Genomic DNA, 20,267 nt, shown 5'->3' with positions numbered 1-20,267 from the left:
GACCAGATGCTGGACGAGCTGGGGCTCACCCCGGAGGAGGAACTGGTCTACCGGGCGCTCGTCGGACGGCCCGACTCGGCCGCGGCCAGCCTCGGAGTTTCCCCCGACAAAGCGACCGCGCTGCTGGACGGGCTGGCCGCTCGCGGGCTGGTGACCCGTTCTCGGCACGAGGACCGCTACCGCGTGGTCGACCCCGGGCTCGCGCTGATGACCGAGCTCCTGTCCCGCCGCGACCGGTTGTACCGCGCCGAACTCGCCGTCGCCGAACTCGCCGCCCAGCACCAGGCCGCCACCCGAGGCCGGGTGGCACAAGGGCTGGTGGAGATCGTCGAGGGGACGCAGGAGATCGCCCGGCGCTTCGGCCAGCTTCAGCTGGGCGCACGCGAGTGCATCGACGCCTTCATCACCGACAACAACCGGGTGGTCACCCATGAGGAGAACCACAGTGAGCCGATCGCGCTCGGCCGTGGGGTGAGCGTCCGCGCGGTCGTCGACGCCCACTTCCTCCGTCAACCGAACGGAGTCGAATCGGTCGAGCATTCCCTCGCCGGTGGCGCTGACGTACGCGTCGTCGACCAGGTTCCGATGAAGCTGATCGTCACCGACCGCGACGTCGCGATGGTTCCGGTCGGCGCGGGTGACCACACGACGCTCCTGCTGCACGGGCCACTGGTGGCGTTGGCCATCGCCCTGTTCGAGTCGGTCTGGCAGCGTGCCCGGCCGTACCGCCAGCAGGGCGGGGACGTGAACCCGGTGGACACCCGCCTGCTCCACCTGATGCTCGCGGGCCTGACCGACGAGGTGATCGCCCACCAGATGCAGCTCTCCGCCCGGAGCGTCCAACGACGCATCCGCGCCCTGATGGACCGGGCCGGCGTCACGACCCGGATCCAGCTCGGCTGGCACGCACGGCATCACGGCTGGGCGTAACCGGTCGACAACGGCAGGGACCGATACCCGAATCAGGCCGGTCTGGTCGATCGGGCGGCTGGTCAGTGCCGGGGGCGGGCCATCGGGGCGAGGCCGAGATCGGCGAGCGCGGCCGCGCCGCGGGCGGCATGGTCGCCGCCGGCGAGCACCATGGTCCGCGCCGACTGGTAGCGGCAACCGGCGGCGTCGAATGCGTCTGCCGTGGCGAGCAACCGCTCCTGGTCGTTGTCGAGCAGCGCTTCGGCCCGCTCCACAATGGCACTGGCGACCGGGTTGCCGGCCACGACGGTCCGGGCCTCGGCGAGGCGGCCGCCGGCGTCAGGGCTCCCGGCGAGCACGGTGGCTTCGGCGCGCAGCGCCACATACCAGTGGAGCCAGATCCAGGTGACCCATTTCCACACCTCACCGGGCTCGGGCGCCATCCGTTCCAACGCCTCCCCTGCCTGCCCGTGGTGGAGCAGAAGCATCGCGTCGAAGACGGCGCCGTAGCCGTGGGCATGCCCCGGCGGGGGGCCGAGCCGACTCAGGACGGCGTTCCAGACGAGGCGGGCGTCGTGGTCGTCGCGTAGGCCGTGGATCATCGCCACACCGGCCACCGGCCGGGCGAGGACCGAGCTGGCGGGGCTGCCGGCCCGCTGCCACGCTTCGAGGAACCGGGCGCTGCCGGTGAGTACCTCGTCGACGTTGCCCGCGAACGCGTCGACCACCAACAGCCAGCTCGTGGCACGATGGCCCACCTCCGCCAGCAACGGATGATCCGCGAGTTGCCGTGCCCACCGGCGGGCGCCGGGCAGGTCCCCCGCGCCGAGGCTGGCCTCGGCGGCCTCGGCGAGCGCATCGACCAGCTCGTGGGTTCTGGCCGGAGAATCCGGCGTTGCCGAGAGCAGCGCGATCCGGCGCCGCGTCGTGGCCGCGGCGGCGAACGTGTCACCGGCCCAGCTCTGGGCGCCGAGCAGCGCATCGAGCGCGGCGGACTCGGCGAGCGGGTCGCCCGTGCGGTGAGCGAGTTCGACCGCCCGTTCGGCGCGCGCGGTCGTCTCCGGTACGGCGTTGTCGGGTGGGCCCTGCGGGGCACCGAACGCGTCGCTGAGCACCCCGGCCTCGGCCAGCGCCACCGCGGCCTGGGCGGCCGGGTCATCGCCGGCCAACTCCCGGGCCTCGCTGACGAGCGCGATCGCCTCCTCCGGCGGAGGGATCCGTTCGAACTTGCTCCAGTACCGGTACGCGTTGGTGGCGGCGGTCGCCAGGTCGCAGGCGGCACCGGCGGGGTCACCGGACCGGCGGGCGGCATCCGCGGCCGCGCGGTGGAAGCGGTACATGTCATCACCGCGCATCCGGCATCCGGCCACCGCCGCGGCGTGCCGGAGCATCGATGCGGAGGCGGCCGGGTCATCCGCGAGCGCGGCCGCCTGCTCGTAGCGATGCTGGGACTCGCCGATGAGCTTGCGGGTGAAGGCCAGCTCCGCCAGGGACCGGGCGAGGCGGTACGCATCCGCGCGCTGCTCCGGCCGGTCGGCCGCCCAGGCCAGGGCGGCACGGAGGTCGTCCGCCACCGGGTCGAACCGGGCCCGCCAGTCCTCTCGTCCCGCTGCCAGGTCGACGGCCTCGGCCAGGCACCAGCGACAGCCCTGGCGTCGCCCTCTTCTTCGACGCCGGCGGCGCGCTGATCCTGCTGGCCGCCGTCGTCACCTCGGTCCCCCGAGTCCTCCGGGAGCAGGCAGCGACCCGACATCCACCCTCCGGTGAGTCGGGCTGGCGGATTCTGCGTCGGCGTCCGGTGGCCGCCCGTCTGCTGGTCGTCGAGTTCTTCTTCAACTTCCTCTACATGCCGACCGAGATCGCCCTACCGCTCTTCGTACGCGGGACGCTGGACGTGGACGCGACCGGCCTCGGCCTCATGTGGGGCGCCTTGGGCGTTGGCGCGTTCGTCGGTGCGGCGCTGGTCAACCAGATGCGGAACCTTCCGCAACGTCATCTCCTCATCGCGATCATCGCGTTGTGGGCCTTTGTCCGATCGCGCTGGCTTCCGCCGGAAGCCTGACCGTCGCGATGATCGTGTTCGGACTTGGCGGCTTGGTGTGGGCGCCGTTCACGCCCATCGCCTACAGCTTCCTGCAGTCCGGCGTTGCGCCCGACGAACAGCAGCAGGTGGTAACGCTCTGGACGACCGGCTCGATGGTGGCCGCCCCGCTCGGCCTGATGATCGGCGGCCCCCTTGTCGAACTGGCCGGAGCTGGCGGTGGGTTGGTGTTGTCCGGCGGGCTGACCCTGCTGCTGGTCCCGATCGCGGCCTTCGCCGTTCTGCGCCGCGCCCCAGACCGGCACGTCGTCCGCGGCTGACCAGGATGATCATGTCGGCTGTTGCCGAAGGTGCAGGTCAGGGCTAGCCTTCTGAACATGTTTGGACAGGTGCTCAAGCTGAAGCACGAGCGGGTCGTCGAGCAGCTCGCCCGGGAGATCCGAGGTGGCCGGCTCGCCCGCGGCACCCAACTGCCCGGCGAGCACGCACTCGCGACCCGCTTCGATGTGAGCCGGAACACCGTCCGTCAGGCCCTCACCGAACTCAGCCGCAGAGGGCTGATCGAGACCCGCTCCGGCAAGGGTTCGTTCGTGACCTTCGACGGCCGGACGATCGACGACCGGCTGGGCTGGTCCCGGGCCCTGGCGGAACAAGGCGTCCCGACAACCGTACGCGTCCTGCGCCTCGAGCTGGTCCACGAGCCCGAGCTGGCGGAACGGTTCGACCTGCCGTCCGCCGAATGCGTCGCGGTCGACCGGCTCCGGTCCCTCGACGGAGGCGCGGCGATCTCCATCGAGCGGAGCCGGATCCCGGCCGTCGGCCCGTTGCGCGAGCTACCCGAGCACGGCCTCACCGGGTCCCTGTACACGGCGCTGCACTCGGCCGGCCTCGTGCCGACGCAGGGCGAGGAGTGGGTGGAGCTCGCCGAGGTCACACAGTCGGACGCACAGCTGCTCGACTGCACCGCCGGCAAGCTCTTCCTGCGCACCCGCCGACTGAGCCGGGACGCGCGCGGTGAATTCGTCGAGCACGTGGAGAGCCTGCTGGACCCCGCCCGGTTCCGCCTGCACCTGCGCTTCGGGGAGGCGCCGGAATGAGTGCCCCGACTCCGGCCCCGTCCGCGACGATCGAATCGCGGGCGGTCGCGACCCTGACCGGGCTCGCCGTCGGCGACGCGCTCGGCATGCCGACCCAGTCCATGCCACGAGAGCGGATCCTCGCCCGCTACGGCCGGTTGACCGGTTTCGAGCCGGGGCCGGCGGACCAGCCGATCGCGCCCGGGATGCCCGCCGGGTCGGTGACCGACGACACCGAGCAGGCACTGCTGCTCGCGCGGCTTCTGCTCGACGGCCGGGGCCGCGTCGACGGCCACCGCCTCGCCCGCGAGCTGCTCGCGTGGGAGGACGACATGCGCCGGCGCGGCTCACTGGACCTGCTCGGCCCGTCGACCCGAGCCGCGGTCGCCGCCGTGGCCGCCGGCCGCCCGCTCGAGGAAGCCGGCCGGTTCGGGACGACCAACGGGGCGGCGATGCGAATCGCCCCGGTCGGGGTCGCCGTACCCGCGACCGACCTGGCCCGGCTCGTCGACCGGGTCGTCGAGGCGAGCTGGGTCACCCACAACACCGGCGTCGCCCTGGCCGGCGCCGCCGCCGTCGCCGCCGCGGTCAGCGCCGGTCTGGACGGCGCGGACACCGCGACCGCGACCGCGACCGCCGTACGGGCGGCGCAGCTCGCCGCGGGGCGGGGCAACTGGGTCGCGGCGGCGGACATCCCGGCCCGGATCGCCTGGGCCACCGACCTGGTCGCGGGACGGACGCCGGAGGCGGCGGCTGACCTGATCTACCGCCTGGTCGGGACGAGTGTGGCAACCCAGGAGTCCGTTCCGGCGGCCTTCGCGGTGCTCGCCGTGCACCCCGACGACCCGTGGCAGGCCTGCCTGCTGGCCGCGGGGCTCGGCGGCGACACCGACACGATCGCCGCCATGGTCGGCGCCATCGCCGGCGCCGGCCACGGTGTCGCGTCCTTCCCGGACACCGCGCTGGAAACGATCGAGAAAACCAACCACCTCCCATTGACAGAACTGGCGACACGCCTGCTCGCCCTCCGTCAGCCCCGCTGACGCCGAAACGCAGGGAAAGGCAGGACGACGATGTCCACAACGGAACTGGCCGGCACGAGCCCGGCCGACACCAACCGGGTCGGTGCCATCGAGACCAGAGGCATCGAACCGGTGCCCCCCGCCGAGCGTACGGGCCGCCCGGGCCAGCTCTTCTGGGTCTGGTTCGCGGCCAACATCTCCATCCTGGGGCTGCCGCTCGGTGCCACCCTGGTCGCGCTGCGCGGCATGAACATCTGGCAGGCGCTGCTGGTAGCCGCGATCGGCTCCTTCGGCTCCTTCGCCCTGGTCGGCTTGATCAGCGTGGCCGGGAAGTGGGGCGGCGCGCCCAGCATGACGCTGTCCCGCGCGGTCTTCGGACCCCGCGGCAACCACGGGCCGACGGTGGTGTCGTGGCTGTCCCGGGTCGGCTGGGAGACGGTCAACACGACGACCGCCGCGTACGCGCTGCTGGCGCTGCTGAACATCGCGTTCGGGCTCAAGGCGAACCCGGTGCTGACGGTGATCTGCCTGCTGGCCTTCGTGGCGCTCACCCTGGTCGTCTCGGGCCTGGGGCACGCCACGCTGGTGTGGATCCAGCAGTGGGCGACGTACGTCTTCGGCGCGTTGAACGTCGTGGTCGCCGCGTTCCTGATCACGCGGGTGAACTGGCAGGCCGTGCTCGACGCCCCGGCCGCCCCGCTGAGCGTCGTCATCGCCGGGATCGGCGTGATCGCCGCCGGCACCGGCATCGGCTGGGCGAACGCCGGCGCCGACATGGCCCGCTACCAGCACCGGAACGTTTCGGGCGGGCGGATCGTCGCGGCCGCCTCGGCCGGCGCCGGAATCCCGCTGTTCCTGCTCATCGGGTTGGGTGGGCTGCTCTCGGCCGGCGACGGCCACCTGGCCTCCGCCAGCGACCCCGTGTCGGCGATCCAGGTGATGCTTCCGTCCTGGATGGCGGTGCCGTACCTGCTCGCGGCGTTCGGCGGTCTGCTGCTCTCCAACAACCTCTCGGTCTACTCCGCGGGCCTGACCATGATCACCCTCGGCATCCGGACCCGCCGGGTGGTGGCCGTGGGCCTGGACATCGTGCTCACGCTGGCCGGTGGGATCTACTTCATGCTGATCGCCGGCAACTTCTACGGACCGTTCATCACCTTCATCTCGCTGCTGGCCGTGCCGATCACCGCGTGGGTCGCGGTGTTCCTGGCCGACATGCTCCTCCGGCGCGAGTACGACCCGCGCGGACTGATGGACACCACCCGTACCAGCGTCTACTGGTACCAGGGCGGCATCCGCTGGGCGGCCCTGCTGCCGTGGCTGGCCGGTACCGTCTTCGGTCTGCTCTTCACCACGGCCTCGACCTCGGCGGACGACGTCTGGTTCAGCGGTCCGCTCGCGGACTCCTGGCTGGGCACGAACAGCCTCGGTTGGGTCGCGGCCTTCGTCGTCGCCGGTGCCCTGTACCTGCTGCTCGCCGTAGCGGGCGCCCGGCGCGGCGGCGAGGCGGGGCGGCTCGGATCCGCCCGGCCGGCGGGGAACGCGCCGGCCGACGACCGGACCGCCGCGGAGGCACGGCCGTGACCGCGCGGCCGGCCCGGCTGGTGCACACCGGCAACGTCGTCATCGACGTGGTGATGTACCTGCCGCGGCTGCCGGAGGTCGGCGGGGACGTGCTCGCCTCCGGCAGCCGGATCACCGCCGGGGGCGGGCTCAACGTCATGGTGAGCGCCGCACGCCAGGGCCTGCCCGTGGCGTACGCCGGGATGCACGGCAGCGGACCGTTCGCCGACCTGGCCCGCGAGCAGCTGACCCAGGCCGGAGTCGAGCTCGTGCAGCCGGCGCTACCGGAGGTCGACACCGGGTTCAGCGTCGCGCTGATCGACCCGGCCGGGGAGCGCACGTTCGCCACCAGCGTCGGCGCGGAGGCCCGGCTCGGATCGGCGGACCTGGCCCGGATCGACCTGCGCCCCGGCGACGTCGTGTACGTCTCCGGCTACAGCCTGGCCTACCCGTCCAACGGCCCGGCGCTGGCGGCCTGGCTGCCGACGGTCCCCCCGGAGGTCACCGTCGTGGTCGACCCCGGCCCACTGGTCGCCGAGATACCCGGGTCCGTCCTGACGTCCGCGCGGGAACGTGCCGACTGGTGGAGTTGCAACGAACGGGAAGCGCGGATCCTCACCGATCACGCCGATCCGGAGGCAGCCGCCGCGTCCCTGGCGGCGGCCACCGGGCGGGCCGGCGTGGTGGTCCGTACCGGGCCGCAGGGCGCCATCCTCGCTGCGGCCGGCCGGTCCGTGCGCGTGCCGGCGTTCCCGGTGACCGTCGTGGACACCAACGGCGCCGGCGACGCCCACGTGGGCGCCTTCATCGCCGCCCTGGTGAGCGGTCTCGACCCGGTCGAGGCCGTCCGTCGTGCCAACGCCGCCGCAGCGTTGGCCGTCACACGGCAGGGGCCCGCGACCGCCCCGACCGCCATGGAGGTCGACGAGTTGCTGGCGGGGCGCGCGCCTGGGTGAGGGAGCGCATCAGCAAACCAGCCGACCGCTGACACAATCAATCGACGCGGGTTAGCATCCCTCGATTGGTCCATTCAGGACGTTCGGGGAGAGTGTGTTTTGCGTAGAAGAGCGATCTTCAAGGCCGCCGCCGCAGCCGCCGCAGCCGCTCCGGCCGCCGCACTACTCGGCGAGGCACCGGCGCAGGCGTACGCCAGCTACGACGTGGCCGTCTGCGAGCAGTACCACAACCAGATCCAGATCTACCCGTCCAACTCGGCCTGGAGCACCTCGACGCTCAAGTGGAGCTTCAGCCCGGGCACCGCGAACGGCTGGTCGAACCTCTCCGACGTCAAGTTCCGCAACACCGCGGCGTTCGGCGTGGTCGCCCTGGTCACCGCGTCCGGCGGCAAGGTCGGCATCGTGAACAAGACCACCGAGGCGGCGCAGGAACTCAACGACCTCCTCTGGTACGCCACACCGGGCAACAACCCGCACGCGATCGAGCGCATCCCGAACATCGGCGCGATCGTGGTGGCATCCTCCGGCGGATACCTCTACCTCTACGGCCCCACTGCGATCAGCGACCCGAGCACCCTGGCGCTGGTCCAGACCATCTCCTTCCCCGGCGCGCACGGCGTCTGGTGGGACGACGTCTCCGGCAAGCTGTGGGCGATCGGCCAGGACTACGCCCGGATCTACACCGTGTCCGGGACCTACCGCAGCACGCGGCTGTCCCTCTCCCGGTCGATCTCGATCGGCGCGCATCTGGGACACAGCCTGGACGCCAGCTACTCCGACAGCAACCTCATGCTGGCCACGGACGGCAGCAAGGTGATGACCATCAACAAGACCACGTACGCCGTGACCCAGGCCTATCCCGACAACTCGGTGAAGTCATACTCGCAGCACAGCTCCGGCGAGCGGTTCTGGGTGCAGGCCACCGGGGCGACGTACCACGGGGACACCCGGGACTGGGTCAGCCCGACGGTGCAGTTCTTCGACGCCGCGGGGGCGCGGTCGTTCACCCGCTCCCTGTCGTACGGGGCGGAGTTCTACAAGGCACGCCTGTACAACGTGGCCTTTCACTGACGCTCATCCATCAGCCGCCGAGCGGGAATCGGCCCGTCAAGGGCGCCCCTCCGGAGGCCACTCCCCCGATCAGCGATCCTGGTGGGTCAGCTTCTCGGCCCTGAAGGGGCCGAGCTTGCAGATCGTGTTCGGTGCTGGCTGCATCGGTCACGCCGCGTTTGGCAGGCTGACGGCTGCCCAGTCCGTGGCACCGCGGGTGGCGATGTTGCGGGCTGCGTTGACGTCGGCGTGCTCAGCGAAGCCGCATGACGTGCATCGGAAGGTGGATTGGTTGGGGCGGTTGGTTTTGGCGATGTGTCCGCAGGTGGAGCAGCCCTGCGAGGTGTACGCCGGATTGACGTGAACGAGCGCCAGCCCGGCCCGGGCTGCTTTGTAGGCGATGAACTGGCCGAGTTGGTGGAATGCCCACGTGTGCAGGGTGACCCGCTGGGGCCGTCGGAGCCGTACCCGGTCGCGGATGCCGCTGAGGTTTTCCAGGGCGATGCCGCGGCCGGTGCGTTCGGCCTCGGTCACGATCTGCTTGGCGATGCGATGGTTGGTGTCGGCCGCGAACCGGGCTTCCTTACGCCGGCGGGCCTTCAACAGCCGCTTGGCCGATTTGGTGCCGATGCGCTGAAGCTTGGCCCGCAACCGCTGGTTACGATGCCGGACCCGGTTCAAACCCTTGCCGGAGTGCCGGGTGCCATCGTTGGTGGTGGCGATGTTCGCGATGCCCAAGTCGACGCCGAGGAACCCGTCCGGCTCTTTCACCTCCACGTCAGGGATGTCGCAGGTGGCGTACAGGAACCACTTGCCGTCACGGTGCACCAGGTCGGACTCACCCCGCCGGTGCGTCACCAGGGTGACGTACAGCTGCTCGGAGCAGCCGAACCGGACTCGGTTCAACCGGCCGCCGACGGCCCAGATCGACACCGTGCGGTCGGCGAGCCGCCACGACAGGCACCGGTCGTCGAACGGTTGCGCGGCATCCCGACGGAACCGGATCGGCTTTCCCTCAGCCTTGCGGCGGCGCTTCCCGGGCTTGCCGAGGTTACCGGCACCGATGGTGGCCTTTAGGGTGGCGTACGCGCCAGCAACCTTGCGGGCGACGTGGATCGCCGGCTGGGCCGGCAGGCCCATCGCCTTCAACCGCCCGTAGGTGAGTCGCTGGAGTGCTTGCTTCGCGTAGATCCGCCGCTGGAATGCCTCAGTTGAGGCGAGGTTCGCGGCCTCGTTGCACAGGTCAAGCGTCGCCCGCAGCGCGCCTCCTGGGCGGCGTCCGGGTACAGCCGAACCTGCACGACGACCTTCACGTCCACAGTGTACCATCGTGTCTATGTCGCCGCGATGGACTCCGGATCCAGATGTTCGGCGCGGCCGTAGCGTCGTTTACCACCTGCACGTTCATCTTGTCTTTGTCACAAAGTACCGGCGGGACGTGTTCAACGACGCCATGCTCGCCCGATGTAGGCAGATCATGGCCGACGTGTGCGACAAACTCGGCGCGGAACTGCGGGAGTTCAACGGCGAAGACGACCACGTCCACCTGCTCGTCCACTACCCACCGAAACTGCCGATCTCAACCCTGGTCAACCGACTCAAGGCCGTCTCCACGCATTACCTGCGGCAGGAATTCACCGACCGGATCAACCGGCACATCACGCACGGCCACCTGTGGTCACCCTCGTACTTCGCCGGATCCTGCGGCGGGACACCCCTCACCGTCATCCGCGAATACATCGAAAACCAGAAACGCCCAGGCTCGTGACGCGATTCCTCCCGGCCCTGAAGCTGAAGGACCGGGATTCCTCGCTAAATCACGTTGAAAGTCAACACAGGCAGAAGTAGGACTGCACCATCCCGACCTCGCCAGCGTGGAAGGACTACCGTCATGGGCAGCACCGCCAAGGGCAAGACCGGCGAGACCCCGGCTGCGAAGCAGCGGCGGGTCTGGGACAGGACCGCACCCAGCTACGACAGGCAGATCGCGTTCCTCGAGCGGACCATGTTCAGTGGCGGCCGGGAGTGGCTGGGCGCCCGCGCGCGTGGTCGGGTGCTGGAGGTGGCCATCGGCACCGGCCGGAACCTGCCGCACTACCCCGCCGACGTGACCCTCTCGGGGATCGAGCTGAGCCCGGCGATGCTGGACATCGCCCGGCAGCGGGCGGCCGACCTCGGCCGTACCGTCGACCTGTACGAGGGCGACGCGGAGCGGCTGCCGTTCAACGACGCCTCGTTCGACACGGTGGTCTGCGCCCTGTCGCTGTGCACCATCCCCAACCCGGTGAAGGGGATCAGCGAGATGAAGCGGGTCCTCGTACCGGGCGGCCGGCTGCTCCTGCTGGACCACGTCCGTAGCACCTGGCCACCGGTTCACGCCGCCCAGTGGCTCCTCGAACGGGTTACCATTCGCGCGGCCGGCGAGCACTTCACCCGCCGTCAGCTACCCCTGGTACGGGCAGCGGGTTTCGAGATCGTCGAGACAGAAAGGCTGAAGGCCGGCACCGTCGAACGCGTCCACGCGGTCAAGTCCAACTGATCCGCTGCCGCAACAAGGACTGCTCGGCCGGGTTGGCGGTCAGGTCCAGCGCCCGCCTGTCCGCCTCGTGTGCCTCGTCCGGGCGGTCGAGGTCGCGCAGCAGTTCAGCCCGGGTGGCGTGCCACAGGTGATAGCCGCCGAGGGCTTGGCGGAGTTCGTCGACTGCCGCCAACGCGGCATCGGGCCCGGCCACATACCGCAGGGCGACGGCCCGGTGCAGCTTGGTGACCGGCGACGGGGCGAGCCGGTCCAGCATCGTGTAGAGGACCAGGATCTGCGGCCGGTCGGGTTCTCCCACCGGCCGGCCTCTGCGTGCACCGCGACGATCGCGGCCTGCAGCTGATACGGGCCCCGGCCATGTCGAGGTCAGCGCGCCGAGGATGCCTTCCGGTTGTGCAACCAAGGCCTACGCGAGATCCAGCAGGTGCATTTCGCCGCCGCGGATCATCCAGTCGTCCCAGTAGCCGAGTCGCCCGCACGCGACACAGCGGCTCGTGATGGCGATCGCACGGATTCCGTCCCCATCGGCGTAGAGGGAGTAGCCCACCGCAACGTTGAAGTCTTCTTCGTCGCCGTCACCGTCGCACTCGCAGACCATGATGGCGGACCTGGCGTCATCCCAGTACTGGCCGCTGTCCGCGATGAAATGCTGTGTACCGCAGTCGCGGCAGATGCGCTTCGCTGCGTGCTCCTCGAGATCACCACGAAGACCGAAGACATGTCCGCCACAGCCCGCGCAGGTGCACAGGCGCACCTCGTGCACGTCGTATCCCTCAGCGCCCTCCGCCATGGCGTACTCGGTGAGGTCCTCGACGGTTTCACCTGTCGGCCAGCCACCGACCTCGATGATCACCACAACCGCCATCTCACCATGCCGAGGCATGTCGTCCCCGAGCGCACGGGTTGCCTCAGCCGCTGAAGTGTTGCCAACTGAAACCTGGCCTCCGCAATGGGTGCAGAGCCGATCGCCAGCGGCTGCCGGCCCACAGATCGGCTGTTCCGTCGGCCCGGTCACGAACATCGCAACGACTCCGGGCCCGACGTAGTGGCTGGTCAGGCCGGTCGGCCAATGCATCGGGCTCATCGGCACCGGCTGCAGTAGCCGCTCGATCCAGGGTCGCTGTTCGGCGGTGACGGAGGCGAAGGCACCGAACAGGTTCACCAGCGCCGCCTCGCTGAGTAGGAACTGCAGCAGGAAACCGCTGAGCGGTTGTCGGGTGGCGACCGACTCGCCGGGAGCCACGCCGTACCAGACGTCGGGGTCGTCGCCGGTCGGGTCAGTCAGCAGATCGAAGCCACCCTGGTTCTCCACTCCGAACACCAGGCGGCCGCCGACCTGACGAATCCGGGCCGGGGGCAGGATGCGGTTCTGCTGACCGAGTACCTCCTCTCGTCCTGCAGCGGCGCGGTAGAACTCAAGGAGGGGTCGCGGTAACGGCAAGGGTGAGCCCGGCGCGTCGTTGGTGACCGCCGGAACATCGGCGTACCAGCGGCTGACGAACTCGTGCATGGCGCGGACCGGATCGTCCGGCAGCCTCGAGATCCACGCCGAATCCGGTAACTCCTGCGATGGGACCGGCCGGGCCAGGTCCAGCGCGTCCCACGGCAGAGGGTCGTCAAGGTGCAGCAGGCACTCGGCCATCCGGTACGGATCGCCCGGCCCGTCCTCGTCCGCACCGACCTGCACGTAGGTGCCCTGACCGAACCGCAGGCGACCCAGTGGGAGACAGCCATCCGGCAAGCGGACGAATCCCAGGATCATCGGCTCATCTCGGTGATCTGCTCCGGTCAGTGCGGTGGCCGGCCCCGGGAACGGGTCGCGCAGAAAGATCTCGTCACGGCTGCACACACCGTTGCCGCCCGGCCGATCACCGGTATCAAGAATCACGACCGTGGCAGCGGCCCCCAACGCGTACGTGACGGAGTCGCCGTGAAACAACTCGGCGTCCGTTCCTGCGTACGCCACCGCTTCTTGCTGGGAAATCAGGGTCCAGTGCTCCGCCACACGCCACAGGGTAGAAATCCTCCATCTTGCTGGCCAGCGCGGGAGTGCCCGGGTCCGCAACCCAGCGGGACCCGATTTCATCGGTGCGGCCTGCACGCTTCCGCCGCCGACCGTGCGTTACGGTCCGGGACGAACGCGAGGTGTCACTCGTTGCGCAGCCCCTGCCGATGAGCGAGTGCCGGATGGTATGCCCGGACCTGCTCGATCGACGGCAGCCGGCCGCCTGACGGGGTGCCGCGCCGGCAGGCGATGATCGTGGGATGGGCATTCCAGTATCCCTGCGCGAATCGCTGCACGATCCTCTGTTCTGGGCGCGGTACACCTTCGCCGCGGAGGACGGCCCCGGGGCCGATCGGCTCGGCGCCCTTGAGGAGCTGCTCGACGAGGACGACGACGACGATGACGAGCGGGACACCGCGCTCAACGTCGTCTTCGACGTCGGCGGCGGCCATCTCATCCTGCTCGACGTCGACACCCGGCTCGGCTCGTACGAACTTGGCATCACCGGACCTGGTTCCGTCGAGCCCGCCGGGCTGGGCTGGGACGATTTGGCGCACTGGCACCCGTACGCGCTGCGCTGGTCGGAACTCGATCTGATCTGCCGGGCAGTCGCCGTGCGAAATCCGCTGCTGTCGCACCCCGGAGTGCCGCTGGCCTTGCTCTGCCGGTTCGCCGCGGTCTTCGAGGACGACGACGTGGACGCTGCGGTCACCACCGTGGACTCGGCGTACGGGGCGCTGCGGCCCCAGGGCTGGGACGGTTACTGGCCCAGCGGCGCCGACTGGCTCGAACGCGCCGACTTCCGCGGCGAGAAGGTGGTGTGGCACCGCGACGAGGCAGGCAACCTGTGGGCCGAACAAGACGACCACCACGATGCCGACTTCTACAGCACACGGGTGACGCCACCGGCGGAGGCCGAGGAGCATTTCCCGCACACCCAGCTGAGGAAGCTGCTGGCCGCCGCCGCGACCACGGTGGCGACCGGATCTCGGCCTTAGCCCCCTGGAAGCGGTGCCTTCGCACCTCGCGGGGAATGCGGAATCGGGTTCGGCGGTGAACGTCTCCTGGTTGTCCTCGAAGTAGGCCAGTTCGCGTCGGATCCAGGCGAGCACTACGGCAGAACGTGCGCGACGGTTCGAGGCCGCTGGGCCGTCGAGGGCGTCTCGCCAGAACGCCATCCGCTGCGGCAGCCGCCACGCGGGCGGCCGGGCCCGGCGTACCGGTACCCGGCCGTCCGCGTTCTGACCGCTGGCGGCACCTACAGGTCAAGCGGCTCGATCCAGATGTTGCGGTACTGGACCGGGTTGCCGTGGTCCTGCAGCCGGATGGCGCCGGCTGCCGGCCCCTCGGGCCGGCTGCCGCCGGTCGGACCGAGGATCTCCACGTTGTCGTGCACCGTGACGCCGTTCCACACCACAGTGACGCGCGCGTTCTCGACCTTGTTGCCAGCCGCGTTGTAGCGGGCCTGCCGGTAGACGATGTCGTACGTCTGCCAGGTCTGGGGCGGCAGCGCCGCGTTCACGTCGGGGGCCTTCTGGTTGTAGATGGCCGCGGCGTCGTTGGTCTGCGGCGGGTCGATGCCGAACGAGTCCAGCACCTGGATCTCGTAACGGTCCTGCAGGTACACGCCGCTGTTGGCGCGCGCCTGGCCGGTCACGTCCGGCGGGTACAGCGGCAGGTTGAACTCGACGTGCAGGCGGAAGTCACCGAAGGCCTGCAGGGTACGCAGGTCCCCGTTCCGGACGGTCATGGCCTCGCCGGCGACCGGCCATTGGGGTTCCCGCCCGTCGCTGTGCTGCCACTCGGTGAGGCCGCCACCGTCGAACAGCGTGATGCGCTTGCCGTGCGGCCGGACGGCGAGCACGTCGAGGTTCACGTGCCCGGAGTCCGCGGCCTCCTTGCGGTACTCGACCACATTGCGGCCCTTGTTCAGGCCGACAGTGGTGGTGACCGTTCCCCACTCCTCCCAGGTGACGGTCGAGGGGAAGACCGTCTGCTCCACACGCTTGCCGTTGACGTACAGGCTCAGCTGTTTCTCACCCGAGTAGGGGTTCGGGCCGTTGCTGTAGCGCATTGCCAGGTCGTACGTCCCAGCCTCGCGGACATCGACGGAAATGCTGGTCGACGAGCCGTTCTGCGCGAACCCGGCGGCGAAGCCCGCGCCGGAGTAGGCGGCGTGGTCGGTGGCCATGCCGACAGCGACCGTCCTGCCCTCCTCGGCCTCGAAGAAGGTCTGCGGCTGCACCACGCGACCCGGGATCTCGTTGAGCGTGTACCAGGCTTCCGTGTTCCACAGCTCCTCGCCGTCGGCGGACGAGAAGGGACGCGGGGAGCGCACGTGCACCACGCGGTTCTCCTTCAGGCCCGGGATCTGCAGCTTGACCGTGCGGCGGTCGGCCGACAGCTCGGCCTTGGCCACCTTGAGCGTCTCCAGCTCGAGCTTGGGCCCGCCGTACTGGCTCGTCGCACCGTAGCGCCACTGCGTCACCTGGTACGCCTCGGCGAGCTTCTGCGCGGTCTCGGCGGACAGCGGCTTGGTGTACTCCAGCTCGAACCCGACATGCGAGGCGCGCATCTGCTTAACCTCGAAGACCGAGGTGCCGTTGGGCGTGAGCTTCTGCAGGCCGTAGGTGAGCTTGCCCTCCTGACCCCAGTTACCGCCGGCACCCAGGCCACCCACGTAGAGCGCACCGTCGGGGCCGAGGGCCACCTCGTTGATGCCGGACTCCAGGCCCTGCGTGTGCCGGAACACCGCGCCCTGGTACTGCCCCTCGATCTCCTCGAGGAACACGCGCTGCAAACCGCCGTAGGTCACGTCACCGACGACCAACTGCCCCGCGTACGGTCCCTGCTTCAGCAGCACCGGCGTGGACGGCGAGTTACCGATCTCGTTCTGCGGAAGCCAGACGATGGGACGGGTCACCGCCTTGTCGTCGTACGGGCCCGCGGGCGTGGTGTAGTGGTTGTAGAAGGCTCCTTGCCGGATCTGGACCAGCTTGTTCGCCGGCAGCCAGCCCCCCTGGTTGTCGGTGACGAGGACCTCCCCGCGTGGGCCCCATCCGATGCCGTTGGGGGTGCGCAGGCCGCCGGCGACATACGTGATCTCGCCGGTCGCGGCGTTCACCTTGATCGAGGTACCGCGATTGCGCGCCGGCTGGGGCACCGTGGTGGCGCCACCCAGGTTGATGGCGACTGACAGGTTGAGATAGAAGTACCCGTCCCGGTAGAGCAGGCCGAACGCGAACTCGTGGAAGTTGCGGCCCCACGGCCAGGTCGCCACCGTCCGGTAGTCGTCCGCGACGCCGTCGCTGTCGGTGTCGCGCAGGGCGGTCAGCTCGTGCTTCTGGCTGACGTAGACGGTGCCGTCGACCACCGCCACCCCCTGGGGTTCGCGCAGTCCTTGGGCGAACTTGCGGTAGGTGACTTGTTCGGGGCCGGTCTTCCCGGTGACGCCCTCGACCACGTAGACCTCGCCGGCCACGTTGTCGGTGCCGCCCCAGGTCGAGATCACCAGGTCGCCGTCGGGCATGAAGGCCATGCCGGTGACCTGCGGCTGGAAGCCTTCGGGGCGCAGGTCGGTGAGGGTGTAGCCGGGGTGCACCCGATCGAGGGGCAGGCCGTCCCCGGCCGAGTCGGTCGCGCCCTCGCAGTACTTCCAGCCGGGGGCGGTGACGCGTACGACGTCGGCGTCGGTGCTCAGCGCGGAGGTCGGCACGAGCTCGAAGCCCGTTGCGCCAGGGCGACGCCACTCGAGCCGCAGCACCTGGCCGCCGCCGTTCTCGAAGAACTCGACGAACAACGGGTGCAGGCCGGCGCTCAGGGTGAGCGACCCTTCCTTGGAGGTCTCGCCGTGCAGGCCGTCGTGGTCGACGACGAGCCGGTCGTCGATCGTCAGGCGCGACCCGTCGTCGCTGGTGAGCCGGAAGGCGTAGTCGCCGTCGGTGGGCACGGCGAGGTTGGCGATGACGTGGCTGATGAATCGGTCGGACAGGCCGAACTCGTCCGTGGTGGTCCAGTTGATCTGCGGCATCAGCTTGTCGACGTTCGGCGTCTGTGCGGGCTTGAGGGTGCACAGCGCCGACAGCGGGGCGCCCATGTCGTACGAGCGCAGGGTGACGCCTGGTTCCTGCGGCGGGACATCGGCGGTGCCGGGTGCGGCCGTGGCCTGGGTGACGGGGGCTGCGGCGAGCAGGGCCGCCAGAGCGGCACCCGCGGCCGCGAGCACGGCTCGCCGGCGCCGGTGCCGCCGGCTCGATGCGGTCATGGTTCCTCCTGGTGGGTGGCGGTGAGGCCCGGCAGGGAAGGAGTCGGCCAGCTTTTCTCCCCCTGACCGGTCGTTACGACCTCGCGAGGCAAAAGATCGACGATCGCCACCCTAATCTTTAGATTCAAATAGCTCAACTTTTAAATGGATGAACAAAAGCCGCCTCTCGGCCCGCGATCCCGGATGGAACGCCCCGGCACGCCCTGATCCACCCTTCGGCCCGACCGGCGCCCGGAATGGACCACCAAAAGGTCAGCGGGCCAGCGCCGCGACTGATCGCTCGGGGACGACCGACGTCCAGAAGTCGCCGTCCCCGAACGCGCGGAAGCCCAGGTCGACGGGTCGACCTGGGCCTCCGGCGATCACGCCCTCATCACCGGGTGCTGCTCATCCAGCCTGCATGGGCGGCGAGGCAGTGGTAGGCCGGCGTCCGAGCAATCATCAGCCGCGCAGCCAGATCGAGGCCCGCCTGATGTACGCGAGTTGCGCGGCGAAGGCGACCAGTCGGCGAAGAAGTCGTGCTCGCTGGCGAACTGGCGGTGGTAGTAGGCGCGGATGCACGCTGGATACGCTTGAGATCCAGCGAGTTTTCCACCATGTTCTGCACCAACCGGGCGAAGGTGAGCAGCCCGGTGATCACCAGGGTCGGCAGGACCGCGCCGAGGTACGGCTTGATCAGGTGTCCGCTGCTGGAGACGAAGCCGTTGACTAGACCCGGACGATGGGGGTGTCGACGAGGTGCTCGGCGATGAACCACGTCTGGAGTTCGTTGGTGCGGATCACGTTCGACACCAGCAGATCGTTGCTGCCGTCGTCGCCACCGTCCGCCACCCGCGCCGCAGCATCATGTGCGTCGGTGAGGATCAGCTCGTGCGCTTCCAACAGGCGCGAGAGCATCGCCGGGACTTCCTCGGCACCGTTGGGCGGGCGCGGCACCCGGGTCAACTCAGCCACGTGCCGCGGGTCTCCAACGGCGATCCCGCCGAGCGTCTGAATACGCTCGGCAATCATGTCGATCAATTCCAGCTGTTCGCCCGCGTGTTTGTCGAGCAGCAGGTGAAGCTGGTAGAACGTCGGCCCGCGCATGAGCCAGTGGTGCTTCTTGTAAAGCGAGTGCAGGATCCGGCTGTCGGCGAGGATCCGGTTCAGGCGTTCACACGAGTACATTCGCGCGTCGTACGAAAGACCGACCGGTAGCTGGCGCAGCGTCCCGAATGCCTGGATTTCCCGGCCATGCTGGTGCAGTCGGGGCTGGCTGTCCGAACGCTCCTGCTGTTGGGCCATGCTGTCTCCTCCGATGCCTGTCAGCCGCTCCGCACCACGCCTCCGGCCGCCGGCCGTCCGCCAGTCGCGGTCGGCAGGCGATCTGCCCCGAGCGTAGGTGGCGGGATCCCCCGAGAGGGCCATATTCCGAGGCTCGCAAGCACCCCGGACCGCAGCGGGGCATGCGTCACCTCGGTCCGCTCGTACCCGAGTCATTCCGGTCAACCGCTCCCCCCGGCTCGCCTACGCTGGCGGTGGGAGGATTGCCGGCCCAGACGGCGGAACTGCGCGGATGGCCGTAACTGGGTTCGGTGGCATGAGCGCGATGGGGACGGTCACTTGCCGGCCGGATGCAACCCGTTGACGAACGCGCCGAACTCGGCCCGCTGCTCCTCGGTCATCGGTTCCTTCGGGACCGTGATCGCCTGGATCTTGCCGAACATGATGTACCAGACCTCGGGGGTCTCGATGACCCGGTCGAGGCCAGCCCACCGAAGCCGCGACTCGACGAGCGGGTAGATCAGTGTGACCCACTCGTCGTCCAGCGTCAGGTGAAGCCCGTCCCTGATGACGTTGGACTGCATACGCACCGACCGAGCCACCGTGATCGGTGCGATCGCGAACACGAACAGCAGTCCGAGGACCAGGGCGACGTAGGCCAGCGACGTGGACGGGTCCAGCGCCACCAGGGCGAGGCCGAGGACGATCAACACTCCGCCCAGGATGCGGACGAGCCTCAGTTGCGGACGGAGGATGAACTGCAGTGTGCGGCGTAGCCGTTTCTCGTCATAGGGGACCCGCATGGAGATCTGCATCGCCGCATCCTAGATCCACGATCAAGGGGTGCTGCCGGCGCCGGGGCACCGGCCTGATCACCGGCAGACCACCGTTCAGGGGTGCGGCGGACGATCAGCGCTGACCAGTCCTGTCTGGTAGGCGATCACCACCAGTTGCGCCCGGTCGCGCGCACCCAGCTTCGCCATCGCGTGGCTGACATGGGTGCGCGCGGTGGCCGGGCTGAGAAACAACTCGGCACCGATCTCGGTGTTGCTCAGGCCCTGCCCCACCAGGGCCAACACTTCGCGCTCGCGTTGGGTCAGCACCGCGAGCCGGTCCTCGGCGGCCTGCGCGGCTGTGCGTCGCGCGGTGAACTGGCCGATGAGGCGTCGGGTGATCCGCGGTGCGAGCAGCGCGTCTCCGGCGGCGACCACCCGGATGGCGTGCAGGAGCTCGGCCGGTCCGGCGTCCTTGAGCAGGAAGCCGCTGGCGCCGGCTTGCAATGCGTCGAAGACGTACTCGTCGGTGTCGTAGGTGGTGAGGATGAGGACCCGGACCTGCTCCAAGCCGCGCATCTCGGCGATCTGGGTGGTGGCTTGAATCCCGTCCAGTTTCGGCATGCGGATGTCCATGAGGACGACGTCGGGTCGGGTGGCGCGGGCCCGCTCGACGGCTTCGGCGCCGTTGGTGGCTTCTCCCACCACCGTGATGTCGTCCTCGACGTCGAGCAGGACCTTGAACCCGGATCGCACGAGACCCTCGTCGTCGGCGAGCAGCACCTTGATCGGGGGGTTGGTCATCG

General features: G+C 69.6%; 20 protein-coding genes. 11 read left to right on the top strand and 9 right to left on the bottom strand.

Annotated elements, in window-relative coordinates:
- The first annotated feature begins 6 nt into the window (after positions 1 to 6).
- Positions 7 to 930 carry a hypothetical protein gene (locus FXF52_RS15515; RefSeq protein WP_148797602.1) on the top strand — a complete coding sequence of 308 codons (924 nt, stop codon included), beginning with the start codon at positions 7 to 9 and terminating at the stop codon, positions 928 to 930.
- Between the two features lie 62 nt (positions 931 to 992).
- Here FXF52_RS15515 and FXF52_RS15510 read toward each other — a convergent pair whose 3' ends face one another.
- Positions 993 to 2,483 (bottom strand): hypothetical protein, encoded by a 1,491-nt coding sequence (locus FXF52_RS15510; protein WP_222870533.1) that lies wholly within the window; start codon positions 2,481 to 2,483, stop codon positions 993 to 995.
- Positions 2,484 to 2,707: 224 nt separating this feature from the next.
- Here FXF52_RS15510 and FXF52_RS42490 point away from each other — a divergent pair, with 224 nt between their 5' ends.
- The 7 genes from FXF52_RS42490 (at position 2,708) to FXF52_RS15480 (ending at position 8,638) form a co-directional block, all read left to right on the top strand.
- Positions 2,708 to 2,971 carry an MFS transporter gene (locus FXF52_RS42490; protein ID WP_222870532.1) on the top strand — a complete coding sequence of 88 codons (264 nt, stop codon included), beginning with the start codon at positions 2,708 to 2,710 and terminating at the stop codon, positions 2,969 to 2,971.
- A gap of 8 nt (positions 2,972 to 2,979) precedes the next feature.
- Positions 2,980 to 3,270, top strand: a complete 291-nt coding sequence (locus FXF52_RS42485) for a hypothetical protein (protein ID WP_222870531.1) — start codon at positions 2,980 to 2,982, stop codon at positions 3,268 to 3,270.
- Positions 3,271 to 3,327: 57 nt separating this feature from the next.
- Entirely contained in the window at positions 3,328 to 4,047 is a 720-nt protein-coding gene (locus FXF52_RS15500; protein ID WP_148797601.1) for a GntR family transcriptional regulator, read from the top strand.
- A complete protein-coding gene (locus FXF52_RS15495; protein WP_148797600.1) occupies positions 4,044 to 5,069 on the top strand; it encodes an ADP-ribosylglycohydrolase family protein in 1,026 nt (341 codons plus the stop codon). Before FXF52_RS15500 ends, FXF52_RS15495 begins: the two co-directional genes overlap by 4 nt.
- Positions 5,070 to 5,099: 30 nt before the next feature.
- On the top strand, positions 5,100 to 6,632 hold the full coding sequence (locus FXF52_RS15490; protein WP_148797599.1) for a cytosine permease: 1,533 nt from the start codon (positions 5,100 to 5,102) through the stop codon (positions 6,630 to 6,632).
- A complete protein-coding gene (locus FXF52_RS15485; RefSeq protein ID WP_222870530.1) occupies positions 6,629 to 7,567 on the top strand; it encodes a PfkB family carbohydrate kinase in 939 nt (312 codons plus the stop codon). The genes FXF52_RS15490 and FXF52_RS15485 overlap by 4 nt, the downstream gene beginning before the upstream one ends.
- A 99-nt stretch (positions 7,568 to 7,666) precedes the next feature.
- Positions 7,667 to 8,638, top strand: a complete 972-nt coding sequence (locus FXF52_RS15480; RefSeq protein WP_148797598.1) for a hypothetical protein — start codon at positions 7,667 to 7,669, stop codon at positions 8,636 to 8,638.
- Between the two features lie 147 nt (positions 8,639 to 8,785).
- Here the strand turns inward: FXF52_RS15480 and FXF52_RS15475 are convergent, their stop codons facing one another.
- On the bottom strand, positions 8,786 to 9,946 hold the full coding sequence (locus FXF52_RS15475) for a transposase (protein ID WP_255471995.1): 1,161 nt from the start codon (positions 9,944 to 9,946) through the stop codon (positions 8,786 to 8,788).
- 7 nt (positions 9,947 to 9,953) lie between these two features.
- On the opposite strand from FXF52_RS15475, the gene tnpA reads away from it, so the two are divergent.
- On the top strand, positions 9,954 to 10,385 hold the full coding sequence (tnpA, locus tag FXF52_RS15470; RefSeq protein ID WP_148797597.1) for an IS200/IS605 family transposase: 432 nt from the start codon (positions 9,954 to 9,956) through the stop codon (positions 10,383 to 10,385).
- 123 nt (positions 10,386 to 10,508) lie between these two features.
- Positions 10,509 to 11,156: a class I SAM-dependent methyltransferase gene (locus FXF52_RS15465; protein ID WP_148797596.1), complete on the top strand. Its 648-nt coding sequence runs from the start codon at positions 10,509 to 10,511 to the stop codon at positions 11,154 to 11,156.
- On the opposite strand, the gene FXF52_RS15460 is transcribed toward FXF52_RS15465, so the two are convergent.
- Both FXF52_RS15460 and FXF52_RS15455 read right to left on the bottom strand, forming a co-directional pair.
- The gene (locus FXF52_RS15460) at positions 11,143 to 11,454 is read right to left on the bottom strand and encodes a hypothetical protein (protein WP_148797595.1); all 312 of its coding nucleotides are present in this window, start codon (positions 11,452 to 11,454) and stop codon (positions 11,143 to 11,145) included. The genes FXF52_RS15465 and FXF52_RS15460 overlap by 14 nt on opposite strands.
- 108 nt (positions 11,455 to 11,562) lie before the next feature.
- Positions 11,563 to 13,161: a hypothetical protein gene (locus FXF52_RS15455; protein ID WP_148797594.1), complete on the bottom strand. Its 1,599-nt coding sequence runs from the start codon at positions 13,159 to 13,161 to the stop codon at positions 11,563 to 11,565.
- A 260-nt stretch (positions 13,162 to 13,421) separates the two neighbouring features.
- On the opposite strand from FXF52_RS15455, the gene FXF52_RS15450 reads away from it, so the two are divergent.
- On the top strand, positions 13,422 to 14,159 hold the full coding sequence (locus FXF52_RS15450) for a hypothetical protein (protein WP_148797593.1): 738 nt from the start codon (positions 13,422 to 13,424) through the stop codon (positions 14,157 to 14,159).
- A gap of 260 nt (positions 14,160 to 14,419) precedes the next feature.
- On the opposite strand, the gene FXF52_RS15445 is transcribed toward FXF52_RS15450, so the two are convergent.
- The 5 genes from FXF52_RS15445 to FXF52_RS15425 form a co-directional block, all read right to left on the bottom strand.
- Positions 14,420 to 17,425 (bottom strand): family 16 glycoside hydrolase, encoded by a 3,006-nt coding sequence (locus FXF52_RS15445; RefSeq protein WP_148797592.1) that lies wholly within the window; start codon positions 17,423 to 17,425, stop codon positions 14,420 to 14,422.
- Between the two features lie 373 nt (positions 17,426 to 17,798).
- On the bottom strand, positions 17,799 to 18,065 hold the full coding sequence (locus FXF52_RS15440; RefSeq protein ID WP_148797591.1) for a hypothetical protein: 267 nt from the start codon (positions 18,063 to 18,065) through the stop codon (positions 17,799 to 17,801).
- A 68-nt stretch (positions 18,066 to 18,133) separates the two neighbouring features.
- On the bottom strand, positions 18,134 to 18,709 hold the full coding sequence (locus tag FXF52_RS15435; protein WP_148797590.1) for a Dps family protein: 576 nt from the start codon (positions 18,707 to 18,709) through the stop codon (positions 18,134 to 18,136).
- 314 nt (positions 18,710 to 19,023) lie between these two features.
- A complete protein-coding gene (locus FXF52_RS15430) occupies positions 19,024 to 19,503 on the bottom strand; it encodes a YcxB family protein (RefSeq protein ID WP_148797589.1) in 480 nt (159 codons plus the stop codon).
- A 75-nt stretch (positions 19,504 to 19,578) separates the two neighbouring features.
- A complete protein-coding gene (locus tag FXF52_RS15425; protein ID WP_187413516.1) occupies positions 19,579 to 20,265 on the bottom strand; it encodes a response regulator transcription factor in 687 nt (228 codons plus the stop codon).
- Between the last annotated feature and the right edge of the window lie 2 nt (positions 20,266 to 20,267).

Source organism: Micromonospora sp. MP36 (assembly GCF_008119785.1).
GTDB lineage: Bacteria > Actinomycetota > Actinomycetes > Mycobacteriales > Micromonosporaceae > Micromonospora.
This window is presented reverse-complemented; position numbering and strand designations above follow the sequence as displayed.